This window comes from Enterobacter sp. 118C5 (assembly GCF_034107645.1).
Lineage (GTDB): Bacteria > Pseudomonadota > Gammaproteobacteria > Enterobacterales > Enterobacteriaceae > Enterobacter > Enterobacter nematophilus.
This window is the reverse complement of record NZ_JAWNEU010000015.1, coordinates 36,520-53,269: the sequence shown is the minus strand read 5'-3', so window position 1 is coordinate 53,269 and position 16,750 is coordinate 36,520. Positions and strand designations below refer to the sequence as shown.

Annotated in this window: 7 protein-coding genes; all 7 read right to left on the bottom strand. The window is 58.6% G+C overall.

From position 1 onward, the window contains the following. Window positions 1-139 precede the first annotated feature (139 nt). On the bottom strand, window positions 140-8,695 hold the full coding sequence (locus tag UTO39_RS19260) for a hemagglutinin repeat-containing protein (RefSeq protein ID WP_320727831.1): 8,556 nt from the start codon (window positions 8,693-8,695) through the stop codon (window positions 140-142). Window positions 8,696-8,714: 19 nt separating this feature from the next. Then, window positions 8,715-9,227, bottom strand: coding sequence for a toxin-activating lysine-acyltransferase (locus UTO39_RS19255; protein WP_151412541.1), 513 nt, complete (start codon window positions 9,225-9,227; stop codon window positions 8,715-8,717). A 2-nt stretch (window positions 9,228-9,229) separates the two neighbouring features. After that, on the bottom strand, window positions 9,230-10,915 hold the full coding sequence (locus tag UTO39_RS19250) for a ShlB/FhaC/HecB family hemolysin secretion/activation protein (protein WP_320727830.1): 1,686 nt from the start codon (window positions 10,913-10,915) through the stop codon (window positions 9,230-9,232). Between the two features lie 200 nt (window positions 10,916-11,115). Continuing rightward, window positions 11,116-12,045 (bottom strand): formate dehydrogenase accessory protein FdhE, encoded by a 930-nt coding sequence (fdhE, locus tag UTO39_RS19245; RefSeq protein WP_061096528.1) that lies wholly within the window; start codon window positions 12,043-12,045, stop codon window positions 11,116-11,118. Next, a complete protein-coding gene (fdoI, locus tag UTO39_RS19240) occupies window positions 12,042-12,677 on the bottom strand; it encodes a formate dehydrogenase cytochrome b556 subunit (protein WP_010436852.1) in 636 nt (211 codons plus the stop codon). Before fdoI ends, fdhE begins: the two co-directional genes overlap by 4 nt. Then, entirely contained in the window at window positions 12,674-13,576 is a 903-nt protein-coding gene (gene fdxH, locus UTO39_RS19235; protein ID WP_003861960.1) for a formate dehydrogenase subunit beta, read from the bottom strand. Before fdxH ends, fdoI begins: the two co-directional genes overlap by 4 nt. Before the next feature lie 12 nt (window positions 13,577-13,588). Then, window positions 13,589-16,639, bottom strand: a complete 3,051-nt coding sequence (gene fdnG, locus UTO39_RS19230) for a formate dehydrogenase-N subunit alpha (RefSeq protein ID WP_266179929.1) — start codon at window positions 16,637-16,639, stop codon at window positions 13,589-13,591. Between the last annotated feature and the right edge of the window lie 111 nt (window positions 16,640-16,750).

The window sequence follows — 16,750 nt, the reverse complement described above, 5'->3', positions numbered from 1 at the left end:
GTACCAAAGGGAATATCGCGAACAAAATAAAGATATATTTTTGCAGCTAAATATATAAAACAACTAAGTATAAAAGATGAAAACATAAAACTTAGCACAAGAAAAATCAGTAATGATAGCCATTTTAAAAATAACATTTTTATTGTTCTCCATTAACGGTATTTTTATTGGGATCAACTAAAACATTAAATCCTTCACCTGCACCACCACCAAAGAAAGTGCCTGTTATACCGGGGGTAGGATTCAAATGTGAGGGCTGGGACATTCCCACCCCAATATCATCCCACTGTAATACTTTCCATGTTGGGTTAATGAAATCATCTAAAGCAGGGGTAAGTATTTTATTACCTAAGCCATAACCGATAGCACCACCGACGCCACTAATAGTGCCATATAAGAATGGGTTTTTTCCATCGATAGAATTAGTTATAGCGCCACTGGCCGCATTTATTAACACAGTAGATTTGTAGCCAGTATTTCTGGTTAAAACTCCAGTCCAGTATGCTGCTATGACATTTTTAGGATCAACTGAACCGTTAAAACCAAAGTCGATAGCACTAACTGCGCCAGCAGTTATAGCTCCAGAAATAACCATCGCTTCAGGAAGAGCACCTCCTGACATCACGGTTCCCATTGCAGCCACAGCCATTTGACAGGACATTGGCGTATTCCCACTACACGCCTCCTTAATCGCAGCCTGCTGCTCTTCCTGCCACTTATCTACCGTACCTGATTTATTCGCCTCTGCCGCAGCAAGTACATGCGCCAGCGAGTTATTCTCCACCGTCGTCTTCCCGGCCTGCGCCCCTGCCACCACAGATGCCGTGCTGTCGCCCGTCAGCCCGCCCGCGATGCCTGCGGCGAGGGTCGCCAGGGCGCTGATGGTCTGCTTTTCACTTTCGCTCAGCGCAGTAACATCTTTCCCGTACATCTCCAGCGCGAGCGTGCCTGCCAGCTCTCCGGCGGCGGCACCCGCTGCACCTGCAAGCGCATCTTTCCCCTGCACTGCCGCCAGTACGGCACTGGCCACCGCGTGGGCTGCGGCTTTTTCCATCCCGTCGTCCAGCCCGGACCGGTGACCGATAATCTCCGCCACGTACGGTGCAGCCGCTCCGGCCAGCGCGGCGGTCATATCTCCGCCCGCCAGCCCCTGAGCCGCAGCGGTGGCGGCCTGGATGGCCCGCTGGATGTCGCTGCCCGTGCCGGACTGTGCCTCCCCGTTCAGCTCGCCCTGCGTGCGGGCGATATCAGACACCTGGCTCCCGATGTCGCTGATAAGCTGCGCCTCGTCGAGCCTGCGCTGCTCTTTTTCCTTATCGAATATCGTATCGATGGTGCCGTTTGCATTTGCCGTATCGCGGGAGAGGGTGGCTATGTCCTGCGCCTGATTCGCTTTATCACGGACAATCACCGAGCCATTCTCAATCGCAGCACGCGTGGTGCCTTCCGCGCTGCCGCTGCTGTCTGCCCCGCTCAGCTTGCCGTTTGCCATATTCCCGGCAAACTGTCCCGCAATGCTGCCGCCGGTGCTGATGCCCGCGCTCTGGTGCTCCACGCTGTATTCGGCTGTGTTATGGATATCCCGCCAGCCGAGCGTGCCGGTGTCGAGGCGGTTTTTATCCGCCGTGGCCGCAGAGGCCATCACGCCGCCGTCCAGCTGGGTGTGGCCGCCCACCGTGACGTCAAACCCGCCGGAGCCTGCGAATATCCCGCTCTGCTCCCGTACGGAGGCAAAATCGCTCTCCATTTTATCGCGGCTGTAGCTGATGCCGCCCGAGCCGGTCATGGTGCCGAAGCTGAAGCTGCCGCCTGCGCTGATGTTCTTCTGGCTGCTGTCGTAGTGGTCGGTGTCCTGCTCGCTGGTAATGGTCAGGTTGCGGCCGATATCGGCCAGCACGCTCTCCCCGCTGACCTGCGCCCCGGTGAGATTCGCATCGCGGCCGCTGACGATAGTGAGGGTATCCCCCGCGTTAACCGTGGTTTCGGTGTGGGTGAGGGTGGTGCCGTTCTCCTTACCTTTACCAGCATTCACGCTGGCGGAAATATTGATGCCCGCACCGCCGGATCCAAAGCCAATCCCGATGCCCGCGCTGCCGCCGTGGCTCTCATTTTTACCTTCAAGCGTTGAGGTGTTTTGTGCTGATATGAGGTTTACGTCGCGGCTGGCCTGAAGCAGCAGGTCGTTTCCGGCATCCAGCTGGCTGCCCTGCACCAGCACATCCCCGTCCGTCGCCACCACCGAGAGGTTATTGCCAGCGAAGAGGCTGCTGCCTTTCGCCGTGGTCTCCTTCATGGTCTGCGTCGATGTTGAGGCCTGGCTGCCGTAAGAGAGGCTGATACCGACGGTGTTGTCGTTGCCCGCCTGGTTGCCGGTGGCCTGGTCGCTGAGGACCGCCTGCGCCCCCTGTCCCGCGGTCATTGCACCTTTTACCGCCTGCAGCGCGGCCAGCCGATCGTTATCGGTCTCCCTGGCCTGTTTCAGGGTGCTCACGCTGGTGTTAAGCGCGCTGCCTGCGGAACCGGACAGGGCGAGCGTCAGGCCTGAGGACTTCTGCTCCACGGTATGGCTCTGTGCGCTGCTGTTCGCGGCGGCGGTGATGCTGACATTTTTCCCGGCAAGCGTCATGTCCTGCCCGGCGATCAGGTCTGAGCCGTGCACCGTCAGGTCATTACCTGCGCTGAGCGAGACAGTGCCGTTTACGGAACCGATGGTGCTGCCGCGATGGGTCACCTCCTGCGCATTATCCGCCACCTTCAGGCTCTGGCTGCCGTAGCTGATACCGATGCCGCCCGTGCCGGAGAGGCCGGATTTTTTCTCCTGTCGCTGATGGCTTTCCAGGCCGTGTTCTTCTGCTGAGGTGACGGTCAGATTGTTTCCGGCGGCGAGCCGGACATCGTTATCTCCGACAATATCGCTACCCTGGACCCGTAAATCATGTCCCGCTTGCAGGGTTACGCTGTCGCCGCTGAACAGGGAACCCTGTGCCGTCTCGCTATTTACCGCATCGTGCGTGGTCACGGTTTTTTTCGAGAACGCGCCGCTGCTGCCGGTGGATTGATGGTGTGATTCAAATTCGCTGCTGTCGATGGCGGCGGCGATGGACATGTCGCGACCTGCGCTGACGGCAAGGCTGCTGCCCGCTTCGACGGTCGCGGCCTGAGCGCTAACGTCGCGGCCCGCCATCATCGAGACATTGCCCCCGCCAGCCACCTCGCTACCCACCTGCTGCGTGGTGGACTGCTTCAACCAGTTATTTTTATCCCAGGTCAGGTTATCGCTGGCGGAAGTAGTCACGGTGGTGAGGTTCAGGTCACGTCCTGCGTTAAGCACCGTCTGGCTCTCGCTGCCGCTGTTAACGACCTGCGCCCCGGTCAGGTTGAGATCGCGCCCGGCGTTAAGCACAAGCTTGCCGTCGTCGCCCTGAACGTAGATGCCCGCAACACGCTCAAGGGTGGTGCGCTCAAAGCTGTTTTTCCCGGCGGTGCTTTTGGCGCTACGGGTCGTGGTGGTGAGGTTGATATCCCGCCTGGCGGTTGCCACTACGGAATGGTTACCCGAGATTGTGCCGCCGATGTTTTTAATATCCGTGCGGGCCAACAGGCTGACATCCGCACCGTGAATGGTGCCCGCGCGGTTGGTGAGGGAGTCTGCGCTCAGCTGAACCCTCTCCTTGCCGTGGATCGTGCCGCTATTGACCAGATCGCGGTTCAGGTTCATCACCACGTTCTGCCCGCCCATCAGCGCGCCCGCGCCGTCAACGTCACCCGGCTGTACGCGAACATAAACCTGCGGCACCATCACCGTCTGCCAGCTTCCGTCCGCAAGCTGGACGCGGGTGTTGACCAGCCAAACCATATCTTCCGTCAGCAGACCCATCTGCTCGGCGGTGAGCGCTACCCCTGGAACAAGCTGATGCGCCTTGCCGAAGGCGATACCGGCATCCATCAGCGCTTTGAACTGCGTTTCGTCGTCACGGTGATCGCCCAGGTAACGCTCGCCGGTAAGCGCAATCACCTGCTCCCGCACCAGCCGCTGCTCGTAATAGCCGTCGCCAAGACGCTTGTGCATATTGTCATGGTCCAGCGCGAACGCGTCCTGCATGTAGTCGCTGCCCAGCCACTCTTTATTGTTCGTGAACCGCGGGTCGGTCTCGATCAGGTAACGGGCATCGGGTGCTGGCAGCGTGTTAAACAGGCTGTTGTCCGGCAGGCGGATGTCGGGGGCGATTGCGCGGATCACATCGCCCTCTGCGCCGCTGGCAGGGGTTTCAATCCATTTTCCTGCCGTATTGCCTGCAGGTAATACAGGAGCAAGCTTTTCCTGTTCCGGTGAAGCCGCGTCCACGTCGACGGACAGGCTACCCGTCCCACTGAGCGCGGCATCTGTTCCGTGCGCGGTGGTGGGCGAAAGGGTCATGCCGCTGCCCTCGGCCTGGCTGTATCCTTCCATTTTTCCTGGCGACAGGGTGATAGACTGGATCACCGCGGGTGGCAGATAGTCCGAGGTGCTTTTTCCCTGCGAGTCGCCACCTTTTTTGGTTTTACGGCTGTAGTGAGTAACCGAGCCAGCATCCGTTATCCACCGGCTGCCTTCCGGCATGAAGTTATCGACCGTATCGGCGAAAATACCGAGCGTCCCTCCCGCGACAATCTGGCTTTTGTCGTTCAGAACGTGGTCCGCGCTGATGGTCATTTGTCCGCCAGAGAGGATTTTGCCAGGGTCGCTCTCTGCGATGACCTCCTCTTCGATGGTGCGGGTGTAGCTGTATTCGTAAAAGTTGTCGTTGTTGGCGCCGGTATCGTCCGGCGTGTTGAGGTTCAGCAGGTCGTCGGACGAATTGTGGTCGACAAACACCCCTTCATCATCGGCGCTCCAGCGATTGGGCGACCCGCTGTGCTGGTATTCGTGGATCTGCTCCGTGGAGATCCACGCCACCTCGGTGCTGAAATGGTCGTTGATGTTATTAAGCTGGCTAACGGAGAGCGCCATATCACCAGCGGATTCAATGGTTGCGCTGTGGTTGTTCAGCGTTTGCGCCTGCCCGGTCGCAAAGCCATTTTCATCCACGCGTCCACCGATGGCCAGCACGCCGTCGCTGTAAATCAGCGCGTGGTCACGGTTGTTGATCGTCCCTGCCCCGATGTCCACGCGCTGGCGTCCGGCAATGGTTGCCGCCGTACCGTCCTGGGCGAGGTTATTGAGCGTTGTCGCCTGAAGTGAAATATGGTCGCCATAAAGTCGCCCCGTTCCGACGTTGGACAGCGTGTCAGCTTTGATCCATGTCTGGCTGCCGTCGATAAGACCGTAATTACTGAGTGAAGAGGAGACGGTCAGCCAGGTCGCTCCGGCGGCAATCTCACCGGACGCGGTATTGAGCAGGCTGGCGGCGCTGAGATCAAGTTTTGCCCCTGCCAGCAGGTTACCGCTATTGGTCACGCTACCCGGCGTGGTGAATGTCATGCTGCCGTTAGCGATGACGTCACCCGCGTTGTTAAAACTCTGCTGCGTGCGAACCATCATGTCGCCGAGCGAGAGGATCTGGCCATCGCCGGTCAGGGAGTCGGCTTCAAGTGTGACGTTCTCGCCGCCAATCACGACGCCGTCTGTGTTGATGAGGCGCAGAGCCGCGCCGCTCAGCGACAGCGTGCCCGCGGCGGACAGTTCGCCCTGAGCGTTATTAAGGGTTTCGGCTTGCGTGATGTGCAGCGTATCGCCTGAAATCACGGTTCCCTGCGCGTTATCAAGCTGCTGGCTGACGATGGCCACATCCAGCCCCTCAATCCCTTTCTCGGCGGCCTGGGTGTTACGGTTGATCAGGCTGGCGGCGTTGAGCGTCACCGTTGCGCCGCTGCGCATCAGCCCAAGCGTATTGTCGATAACCCCCGAAACGGCGTTGACCATCAGGTTACCGAGGGATTGTATTTGCCCCTCGTGGTTATCAAGACGTTCGAGATGTAATTCGATCGCCTGCTCGCTGACCACGCGCCCACCAGCGCGGTTATCCAGCGACGTGGCGTGCAGCGTTATATCGCTCTTTGCGCCTATCGTGCCGTTCTGGTTATTCAGGATGGCAGTCGCCAGCTGCATTGACGCCAGGCTGTAGAGCGTGCCTTGCTGGTTATCCAGCTGATATCCGTGTGTATCCAGGAAAATGCCGTTGCCCTGCATCACTCCCTGACGGTTATCGGTATCGCTGCGCGTTGCAAGCGTTAGCACGTCCAGCGCCACCAGCGTGCCAGCGATATTGCTAAAGCGGGTAGTGTCTAACGTCGCCTGTTTCCCCGCCAGCACAACTCCCGTATCGTTTTGCACATCGGCGGCCTGGATCGTTATGTTACCCTGGCTGACGAGCCCGCCGGTGTCGCCGCTTTCGCGGTTGCTGATGTGCTCAACGTCCAGCGTCAGATCGCCGCCGCTCTGCACCAGACCGCCACCGTCGTTATCCAGCCGTTGCGCCGTCAGCGTAACATCGCGTTGGGCGGCGATGAGCCCTCCCTGATTGACGATTTGCGCGGTTTCTATATGTGCGTCGTCACCCGAGACCAGCGTTCCCTGTGTATTCTCAAGCGTCCCGGTACGTGCATTAAGCGCTCCCGTCGCGCTGACCGTACCGAACCGGTTGTCAACGGAGAGCGCATCCAGCTGCAGGGTGGCTTCAGAGGCCAGTGTGCCGTTGCGGTTATCCACGCGGGTGGCCTGAATCGTGCTCTTTTGCGCACCGGCCAGCATGCCGTACTGGTTATCAATGGTGCTGGCACGAACGTCCAGCTCGCCAAAGCTGACGATGCCCCCCGTGGCGAGGGTGTCCTTGTTTGAAATCGCATTGCCGCGCGTGTTGATGGACATTGCCGAACCGGACTGGATAAGACCGGAATTATTATTCAAGGCACCGCTTTCGAGGGACAGCGTGGTGCGGGCGGCGATTTGTCCGCTGACGTTGGTAATCGGCTTAACGCTGGCGAGCGCGACGCGGCCCTTTTCCGCGCTAATAAGCCCGCTGTCATTGAACAGCTGGTCTGCCGTCACGCTAACGCTTTCTGCGGCGGCCAGAACACCTTCGCGGTTATCCGCCGCACCCGCGGTCTGTAACGACAAGCTACCCGCATCTGCCGCCAGGATCTGGCCTTTACGGTTATCCAGCGCGGCGGCACTAAGGGTTACAGCGGCGTTTGCGGCAATAGTACCGTCGCGGTTATCTATACCGTCCCGGTGGTTAAGTTCCAGCGTCTGCGTTCCGCTCTGGCTTATCTGGCCTTTCTGGTTTTGCAGCTTTTTCGCCGTGAGCGTGACGCGGTCGGCGGCAAGCAGGCCGCTGCTGTTATCGAGGGTGCCGTACGTGGTGACGCTGAGCCGGTCATTCGCGACGATTTGCGCGCTGGTGGTGCTGATATCGCCTTGTCCGGCATTGAGCGTAATGTTTTTTGCCTGCGTCAGGCTCCCGGAGGCATCAAGACCCAGCCCGGATGCGCTTACGTTTCCGCCCGCCGCGTTCAGGCCATGCATCTCAAGTTTTCCGCTGGCGTTGAGCGTTATGTCGCCGTCGCGGCCTAATGTGCCGTCCGGCTGTACGCCTGCGGCCAGCGTGCCGGTGCTGGCAATCGTGTTGCCTGTCAGGCTGACGTTACGCTGAGCCGCGATGGATCCGCTGTTTTGCATGGAAGCGCTGCCGGAGAGGGCAACGTCAGTGGAAGACCAGATTGCACCGCTGTTTTCGATACGGCCATCGGCTGAGAGAGTAACCATCCCGGCCTCTGCGCCAATATTGCCCGCATTACGCACGCCGACGCCTTTTTCCGTCCCGCGAAGGCGAATTTTGCCGGCGTACATGCCGCCCACCTGCGATACGTCCAGCGCCAGGCTGGGCTTTGCCGTGCCGTTATCCGCGAGCGCAGCGATCTGTTCATGAGCGGCATCCACGCTGTTTCGCCCGGTCGTAACGCGTAAATCCTGTGCATGAATGGCAGCATTTATCTGCACCGCTCGGCCAATGATATCGGTGTGGCTCTGGCCGGTAGCGTTCATTCCGTTACCGCTGATGTGGATTTCACCCTGCTCGACCCGGTAGCCCGTTATCTGACCGTTCTGCATTTGCGCCGTGCCTGTGGTGAGCGTGGCGCGCCCGGCGTTGATAAATCCGCAGCCGTTACAGGTAATGCCCGACGGGCTGGCGATGATGACATCCGCTTTTTGTCCTGCCACTTCGATAAAACCGTTAAGGTGGCTCGGATCGCGGGCGTTAACCTCGTTGAGGATAATTTTCGCCTCGCCTTTTGCCAGCCATGGGTTGGCTGCCACCATTCCGCCAAGCTGGGTGGCGGCATTTTTATGGGAGTTGTTAAGAATCACACCACTCTGGTCAACGTCGAACTGACTGAAGGTATTGCGGGAAACGCCGCCCGCTGAAGGGGTCTGGATATTCACCTGCGGCGTACCGTTGGCGGTGCTGATGATGGTAGGCTGCTGTTTATTGGGTGCAGATTTATCCGCCACAATCCCTGCGGCCTGTACCGTTACTGCTCCGCCTGCCAGCCACAGGCTTAGGCTAATCGCCCCGATACGGCAGATAAGCCGCTGGTGGCAATGTTGAATACCGGAAGAGGGCGCGCTGCCAGAACAGCCGCGAGCCAGCTCCGATACCACCATCAGCATGCCGCGAGCTTTGTTAAAGACGATACGGTAAAGGCGTTTGTTCATGTGAAAATCCTTTTATGTTTTATCCGTTCAGCGGGTGCGTCTTTTTCCAGTGCAGCAACGCGTCGCGCGTGACCCGTTTGCCGTAAAACGTTTTGATGCGGCGTCCTTTTTCTTCACCGCGATGCCAGAGAGAGCGGGCCATGTGATGCGGGAAAATCTCTTCGCGTAACAGGCGGAACATGTCCCGCGCGTGGCCAAAGGGAGCGATAAAGTCGCGAAACCACAGGCGATCGCCGCTGCACCAGTCTTCCTCCGGCAGAAAAATTGCGGCTTCGTTGAGGTAGCGGCGTTCAGCCTCTTCGTTCATCCACGCCCAGCTCAGAAAAAAGATCGGGCGACCTTCTTTTTCTACCAGTACGTACTGCTGGCGTTTGATGATGGGCAGAAGAACCACAGGCAGCACGTGCAGCGGCGCATCCCGGTGGTTGAAAGAGTGCATCCAGAGCCAGACCGATGCGCCCAGCGCTTCTGCTTCGTTAAGGGTTTCACCCAGCATGAACGGACAGTGGACCGTGAACTCGCCATATCGCATCGTCAGAGATCCATATTCAGGTTGAAGCCGAAGGTGGCCGGGCTGGTTTTGAAGCCCTCGGGGCGAGAAAATGGTACGCCTGCAAACAGGTCGAAGCCGACTTTCCAGAGCGTGCCGCGTAGCCCGGCTGCGCCGCCGGCCAGATGATTTCCCGCCAGGTATTCCGTTCCGTTACCCGCCACTTCGCCGTAGTCGGCTGCCAGATAAAACTCGGTGCCTGGGAGAGGGGTTTGCCAGGAGAGATCGTTTCGCACCAGCCAGCCACGATCGGCATTCAGGGTGCGTTCGCCATCAAAGCCGCGCACTGTCCAGCGTCCGCCAATAGAGAATTGATCCTGCGAGGTCAGTGGAGTGGTGCTGGTCTGGCGCTGCCAGGCTATGTCGTAGCGGAAACGCTGGTCGATCAGCTCAAACGGCAGGCTCAGACGGGCATCCGTGCGAAGAATGCGCGTCAGCGCCGTGGCCTCATCGAAAACTTCTTCAGGCGCAGGCTGCGCGCCAAACCAGCGAGTACCGCGCTGATAGCTTATTCCCGCATCCAGCGTTGCCGGGCCGAAATAGTGACGGTGCGAAAGCCCTGCTTTCCAGGAGGAAACGTGGCGGCGTTGAACCTCAATTTCGGTGTCGCTGATGTAGTTTCGCGTTGTCCGGCTCTCAACGTCCCAGGTGAATGCGGTTTTTTGCGCGCTGTTGCGGTGCAGTACCCGGCTGATCTGGGCAGCCAGGCTCTGGCTCTTCCCGCTGTAGCGGTAATCACCGCTCAGTCCGGCGACCGTCTGTTGATAGTGGTAGTCGCTGCCGGTCAGGGAAAACCCCCACCAGCCAACCGGAACGGACCAGTGAGCGCTGAGGTTTTGGTTGCCTTTCTCCGGCCCGGTTTGCAGGTCGTGGTTAATGGAAAACCAGAAGAGATCGCTCAACGCCAGCGGGTTATCCAGTGAGAGGGTCAATCCACCCTGATAGCGCCCGGTTGATGACGAACCGGCGTCGTCAAGCGACAGGCCAAGCCGCCAGAACTTGCGCTGCTGGCGGGAAATGACAATATCGCTCTCGCCGGGCTGTTCGGCAGGAACAATCTCCATTTCCACCTGCACGGTGGGCAAACGCTGGAGGTTCTCAAGCCCTTGTTCAATGTCCCGTAAATCGAGCAGATTGCCGTCATGCGCCGGGAAGGCGCCGTAGAGCCAAATCCAGGGGCTGCTCTTGTCGGTTAAGGTGACGTGACGAATTTTTCCCGGTATCACGGCCAGTTTTAGATGGCCGCTTTTTATATCCTGAGCGGGGGCCAGCACGCGTGCGGTCGTCCAGCCGTGGGAAATCAGCCGGTTCTGAAGCGTGCTCATGAGGTGGTTAATCCCTTTCGCGCCGAGGCATCTTCCCACCGCCCGATCCGCGAGGCGTTGCAGCGGAAGCCAGTGTGGCAATGCCTCCTGTCCCGCGAGCGTGACGTCGTGAATAACAAAACAGGGTGTCTCGGCTGGGAATGTCGTGGTGATGGCTTTTTCGGCGGGGGGCTGCAGGCGAACGTCCGGTGCCTGCGGCGTCAGCTGGGCTTCCAGAGCATGCTGACGCTGTTGCTGAAGGATAAATTGCTCATCTGCCGGTGCGGCGACAGCCGCCGATGAAAGGCTGAGAACAGCGCAAATGAAAAAAGCGGTTCTGCCCGTCGTAAACAGTCGAAATTCCATTTCAACACTTTCCCTTACAAATAGTCATGTTTTGTTGCGAGGGATAGTGACGAAGTAATAGTGAGTTTTCTACGCGCAGCGCCTAAATAAAATCTGAAATGTCGCGCTATGGAAGGGGCTTGAGACGTGGGGAGGCGGATATAAAAAACGGGTATTTACAGGCCGGGCAAGCGTGCGCCGCCCGGCACTGTCACAGGAGATTACTCCCCTTCACCCGGGAACAAGAACGGGTTAATCGAGCTGCGGGCAAAGCCCTCTTGCTCCATCTTCGCGTCCAGAATCAGCGAGGCGAGATCGTCCGCCACCGCTTCGACTTTCGGGTCTTTTTCCTGATACAGAATCTTCAGGTAGGTTCCGCAGTCGCCGCAGCTTTCGGCTTTCACCGCTGCGTCTTCATTTTCCAGCGACCAGTAGTTGAGATCGCGGGTCTGCTCGCAGTTGCTGCACTTGATGCGCACCACGTGCCACTCGGTTTCACACAGGTTGCAGTGCAGGTAGCGCAGCCCCTGCGTGGTGCCAATCTGCACCATGCTGGAGACGGGCATGGAGCCGCAAACCGGGCAGAACTGGCGCGCTTCGCCGTATTCGGCGCGGGCTTTACCGGGGATCAGGCTCGCCATTTGCGCCCAGTAGAGCGACAGCGCGGCCCAGATAAACGGCGCTTTATCGCTGCTGACCAGCGAGAAGTCGGACGCGAACAGCGCGCTCGCCATCTCTTCCAGCTCCTGATCGGAGGCTTTTTCCAGGTTCTCAATGACCGCCAGCGCCGTGCCGCTCATCTCCGGCTTCAGCTCGGCAATCAGCGAATGCAGCAGCTTATGCCAGTGCTTGTCGCGTGGCAGGACGTGTATGTCCAGCGGCGGCTTGCCCTGCGCGTTGGCTTCTTTGATGCGTGCGGTCAGGTCCATTTGCAGCGGGTGGTCGTACAGCACCACTTCCTGCGCGTGGGCGACCAGCGCGGCAAAACGCAGAAAATCGCCCAGCGGGTTGTTCTCTGCCAGCTCGCGTAGACGCTCTGCGCGGCGGTTGTAGAGGTTCTTGAGTCTGGGGAATAACAACGGCGGAATATACTCCGCCGTGCGTTTCTCGCTCGACCCCAGCTCATCTTGCGGGATTATGCGAATACTCATTCAGATGACTTTTCCTGTTTCTGGCGGACTTCACGGTACCAGCGCGGGTGATGTTTCTTCGCCCACGTACTGGTTACCCATCCTTCCACCATCGCGGTAATGGTGCCTTTCACCCAGAGGGCGGCGTAGATATGCACCATGATAACCACAATTAACGCCACTGCGGCAAATGAATGCAGCATCAGCGCAAATCGGATCACCGGGATTGAGAAAGCAGGCGCAAAGTACGGACGCCAGATGATCACGCCGCTCACCAGCAACAGGACCAGGAAGATAATCGCCGCCCAGAATACGCATTTCTGGCCGAAGTTATAACGCCCGGTATCACCTACTTCCTCGTTGACGACGATCTTACGAATATTCTTCGCCCAAAAGATATCATCCCGATTGATTAGGTTATGGTGCCAGTAGCGGAAGAACATGATGATAAACGAGGCAAACATCACCACACCCACGAATGGGTGAAGAATGCGCGCCAGCTGCGGCGTGCCCAGCACCTGCATCAGCCAGTTGAAGGAGGGGAAGAAGAACCCCAGCCCGCTTATCGCCGCCAGCATGAAGCAGAAGGCGGTGACCCAGTGGTTGATGCGTTCCGGCGCGGTGTAGCGCACGATGGTGTCACGTTTTCTCATTTGCGCACCTCGTCTTTCTCTTCATGCAGGTTGTCGTCTTCCTCTTCCGCGCGGTTCGGACCAACGCCGACGTAGTGGAAGATGCTCGCTGCGAAGGTGGCAGCAAAACCTACCGCTGCCAGCGGTTTCCAGATGCCTTTCCAGAACTTCACGGTGGCGCTGATTTCCGGGTTCTCCGGCAGGCCGTGATACAGGTTTGGCTTGTCGGCGTGGTGCAATACGTACATGACGTGCGTACCGCCAACCCCGGCCGGATCGTACAGGCCCGCGTTGTCGTAACCGCGGGTTTTCAGCTCGCCCACGCGCTCTGCCGCCAGCGTTTTCATATCCTCTTTAGAGCCAAAGTGGATAGCGCCGGTTGGGCAGGTCTTCACGCACGCTGGCTCCTGGCCCACGTTAACGCGGTCAACGCACAGCGTACATTTGTAGACGCGGTTGTCTTCCGGGTTCATGCGCGGCACGTCGAACGGACAGCCGGCGATGCAGTAGCCGCAGCCGATGCACTGCTCGGACTGGAAGTCGACGATGCCGTTGGCATACTGAATGATAGCCCCTTCTGACGGACATGCCTTCAGGCAGCCCGGATCCGCACAGTGCATACAGCCGTCTTTGCGGATAAGCCATTCCAGCTTGTCGTTCTGCTCCACTTCCGAGAAACGCATCACCGTCCAGGACTTGGCGGTCAGGTCTGCCGGGTTGTCGTACACCCCGACGTTGTGACCCACTTCGTCACGGATGTCGTTCCACTCTGAACAGGCCACCTGACAGGCTTTACAGCCGATACAGGTGGTCACGTCGATAAGCTTCGCCACTTCCTGCTGGTGGTCCCGCGCCTGAGGCGCGGGCGTGAAACCGTTAGTCGCGGAACGACGGATAATGTCTTGAGATTGATAAGCCATAAGTCGTCTCCGTTACACCTTTTCCACGTTCACGAGGAAGGCCTTAAACTCCGGCGTCTGCGTGTTCGCATCGCCGACAAACGGCGTCAGGGTATTCGCAATGAACCCTTTCTTCGCCACGCCCTCATAGCCCCAGTGAATCGGAATACCGATGGTATCCACCTGCTGACCGTGAACGTTCAGCGTGCGAATGCGCTTGGTCACCACCGCCTTGGCCTTGATGTAGCCGCGGTTGGAGGAGACCTTCACGGTATCGCCATGGGCAATGCCGAGCTTGTTCGCCAGCTTCTCGCCGATCTCCACAAACTGTTCCGGCTGCGCGATGGCGTTAAGCAGCGCGTGCTTGGTCCAGTAGTGGAAGTGTTCGGTCAGACGGTAAGTGGTGCCCACGTACGGGAACTTGTCCTTTTTACCCAGCGCTTCAAAGTCGCCCTTGAAGATACGGGCTGCCGGGTTAGAGACCACGTTCGGGTGCAGCGGGTTGGTGCCCAGCGGCGTTTCAAACGGCTCGTAGTGTTCCGGGAATGGCCCTTCCGCCATCTTGTCGATAGCAAACAGGCGCCCCATCCCTTCAGGCTGCATGATAAACGGCCCGACGTCGCTGCCCGGTGCGGCGGTGCTGTAGTCCGGAATATCCACGCCGCCCCATTTCGCGCCGTCCCACTTCAGAAGCTGACGCTTCGGATCCCACGGGTTGCCCTGCGGGTCAGCGGAGGCACGGTTATAGAGGATGCGGCGGTTAAGCGGCCACGCCCATGCCCAGCCCAGCGTATTGCCAAGGCCCGACGGGTCGGCGTTGTCGCGGTTGGCCATCTGGTTGCCCTTCGGCGTCCAGCTACCGGCAAAGATCCAGCAGCCGCTTGACGTGGTACCATCATCGCGCAGGTGTGCGAAGGTGCTGAGCTGATCGCCTTTCTTCGCCAGAACCGCGCCGGTAGCCGGGTCGATAACGTCCGCCAGCGCCTTACCGTTGCTCTCCATCGCCACTTCTTCCGGCGCAGGGTTTTCCGGCGTCGAGTAGTTCCAGGTCATGTTCAGCACCGGCTCAGGGTTCGCGCCGCCTTCTGCCGCGTACATCTTACGCAGGCGTAAGAAGATACCGGCCAGGATCTCGCCGTCGTTCATGGCGATGCCCGGGGCGTCCGCGCCTTTCCAGTGCCACTGCAGCCAGCGGCCGGAGTTAACGATAGAACCGTTCTCTTCCGCGAAGCAGGTGGACGGCAGGCGGAACACTTCGGTCTGAATCTTCGACGGATCGACATCGTTCGATTCGCCGTGGTTCTGCCAGAAGGTCGAGGTCTCGGTGTTGAGCGGGTCAATCGTGACCAGGAACTTCAGCTTCGACAGAGATTCAACAACCTTATTCTTGTTCGGGAACGACGCCACCGGGTTAAAGCCCTGGCAGATATAGCCGTTGACCTGGCCCTGGTGCATCATCTCAAAGTACTGGAGAACGTCGTAACCTTTGTCCCACTTCGGCAGCCAGTCAAAGCCCCAGCTGTTTTCCGCCGTCGCTTTGTCGCCGTAGAAGGCTTTCATCAGCGAGACGAAGAACTTCGGATAGTTGCCCCAGTAGTTCACCTGGCCTTCGAGCAGCGGTTTTGGCGTGCTGGCCGTCAGGTAGGTCTGCAGGTCAGGCTGTTTCTCGCTTGGCAGGTTCATGTAGCCCGTCAGGCTCTGCGACAGCAGGCCGAGGTCGGTCAGACCCTGAATGTTGGAGTGACCGCGCAGGGCGTTCACGCCGCCGCCAGCCATCCCCATGTTGCCGAGCAGCAGCTGCACCATTGCCATGGTACGAATGTTCTGCGCGCCGATGGAGTGCTGCGTCCAGCCGAGTGCATACAGGAACGACGCCGTTTTGTCCTTCGCGCTGGTCTCCGCGATCAGCTCGCAGACCTTCAGGAAGTCCGCCTTCGGCGTGCCGCAGATGTTCTCAACAACGTCCGGCGTGTAGCGGGAAACGTGCTCTTTCAGCAGGTTCCACACGCAGCGCGGGTGTTGCAGAGTGGTATCGCGCTTCGCAAAGCCTTTCTCATCCAGCTCGTAGTTCCAGCTGGTTTTGTCGTATTTGCGTTTTTCCGCGTCATAACCGCTGAACAGGCCATCTTCGAAGTGGTAGTCCTCACGCACGATCAGGCTGGCGTTGGTATAGGCTTCGGTGTACTCGCGGTTATATTTTTCGTTGGTCATCAGGTACAGCAGTACGCCTGACAGGAAAGTGATGTCAGTACCTGAACGAATAGGGGTGTAGAAATCCGCCACTGACGCAGTACGCGTGAAGCGGGGATCGATCACAATCAGTTTCGCACCGTTGTGGATTTTGGCTTCCATCGCCCAGCGAAACCCGACAGGGTGCGCTTCAGCGGCGTTACCGCCCATCACCACAATGAGGTTGGCGTTCTTGATGTCGACCCAGTGGTTGGTCATCGCACCGCGACCAAATGTTGGAGCAAGACTTGCTACCGTTGGTCCGTGTCAGACACGCGCCTGGTTGTCGACCGCGAGCATACCGAGTGCGCGCGTGAATTTCTGGGTTAAATAGCCGGTTTCGTTGCTGGAGGCAGAAGCACACAGCATCCCGGTGGAGAGCCAGCGGTTAACCGTAACGCCGTCGGCGTTCTTCTCAATAAAGTTGGCATCGCGGTCTTCTTTAATATGTTTTGCGATGCGGTCAAACGCCTCTTCCCAGCTGATTTGCTGCCATTTGTCGGAGCCAGGCGCGCGATATTCCGGGAATTTCAGACGGCTTTCGGAGTGGATAAAGTCCACCAGACCGGCCCCTTTCGGGCACAGCGCGCCGCGGTTGACCGGATGGTCCGGGTCGCCTTCGATATGGAAAATAGACGCTTTGGCGTTTTTCGCACCGTCGCCGAGGCTATACATCAACAGCCCACAGCCGACGGAGCAGTACGTACAGGTGTTACGGGTTTCGCGGGTACGCAGCAGTTTGTACTGCCGCGTTTCCGCCAGCGCTACGCCAGGCGCAAAGCCCAGTGCCGCTGCCGTGGTGCCTGCCATACCGCCAGCGCAGATCTTAAAGAACTGCCTTCTGCTGACCTGCATGGGTCACTCCTTGTTCGACATTGCTTATATATGTAGTTTTAACTTCGCGGTTGAGAATTGACCGCAAAGGAGAAAAATTTGCGTTAATCCCTCATTTCTCCGAGGGATATC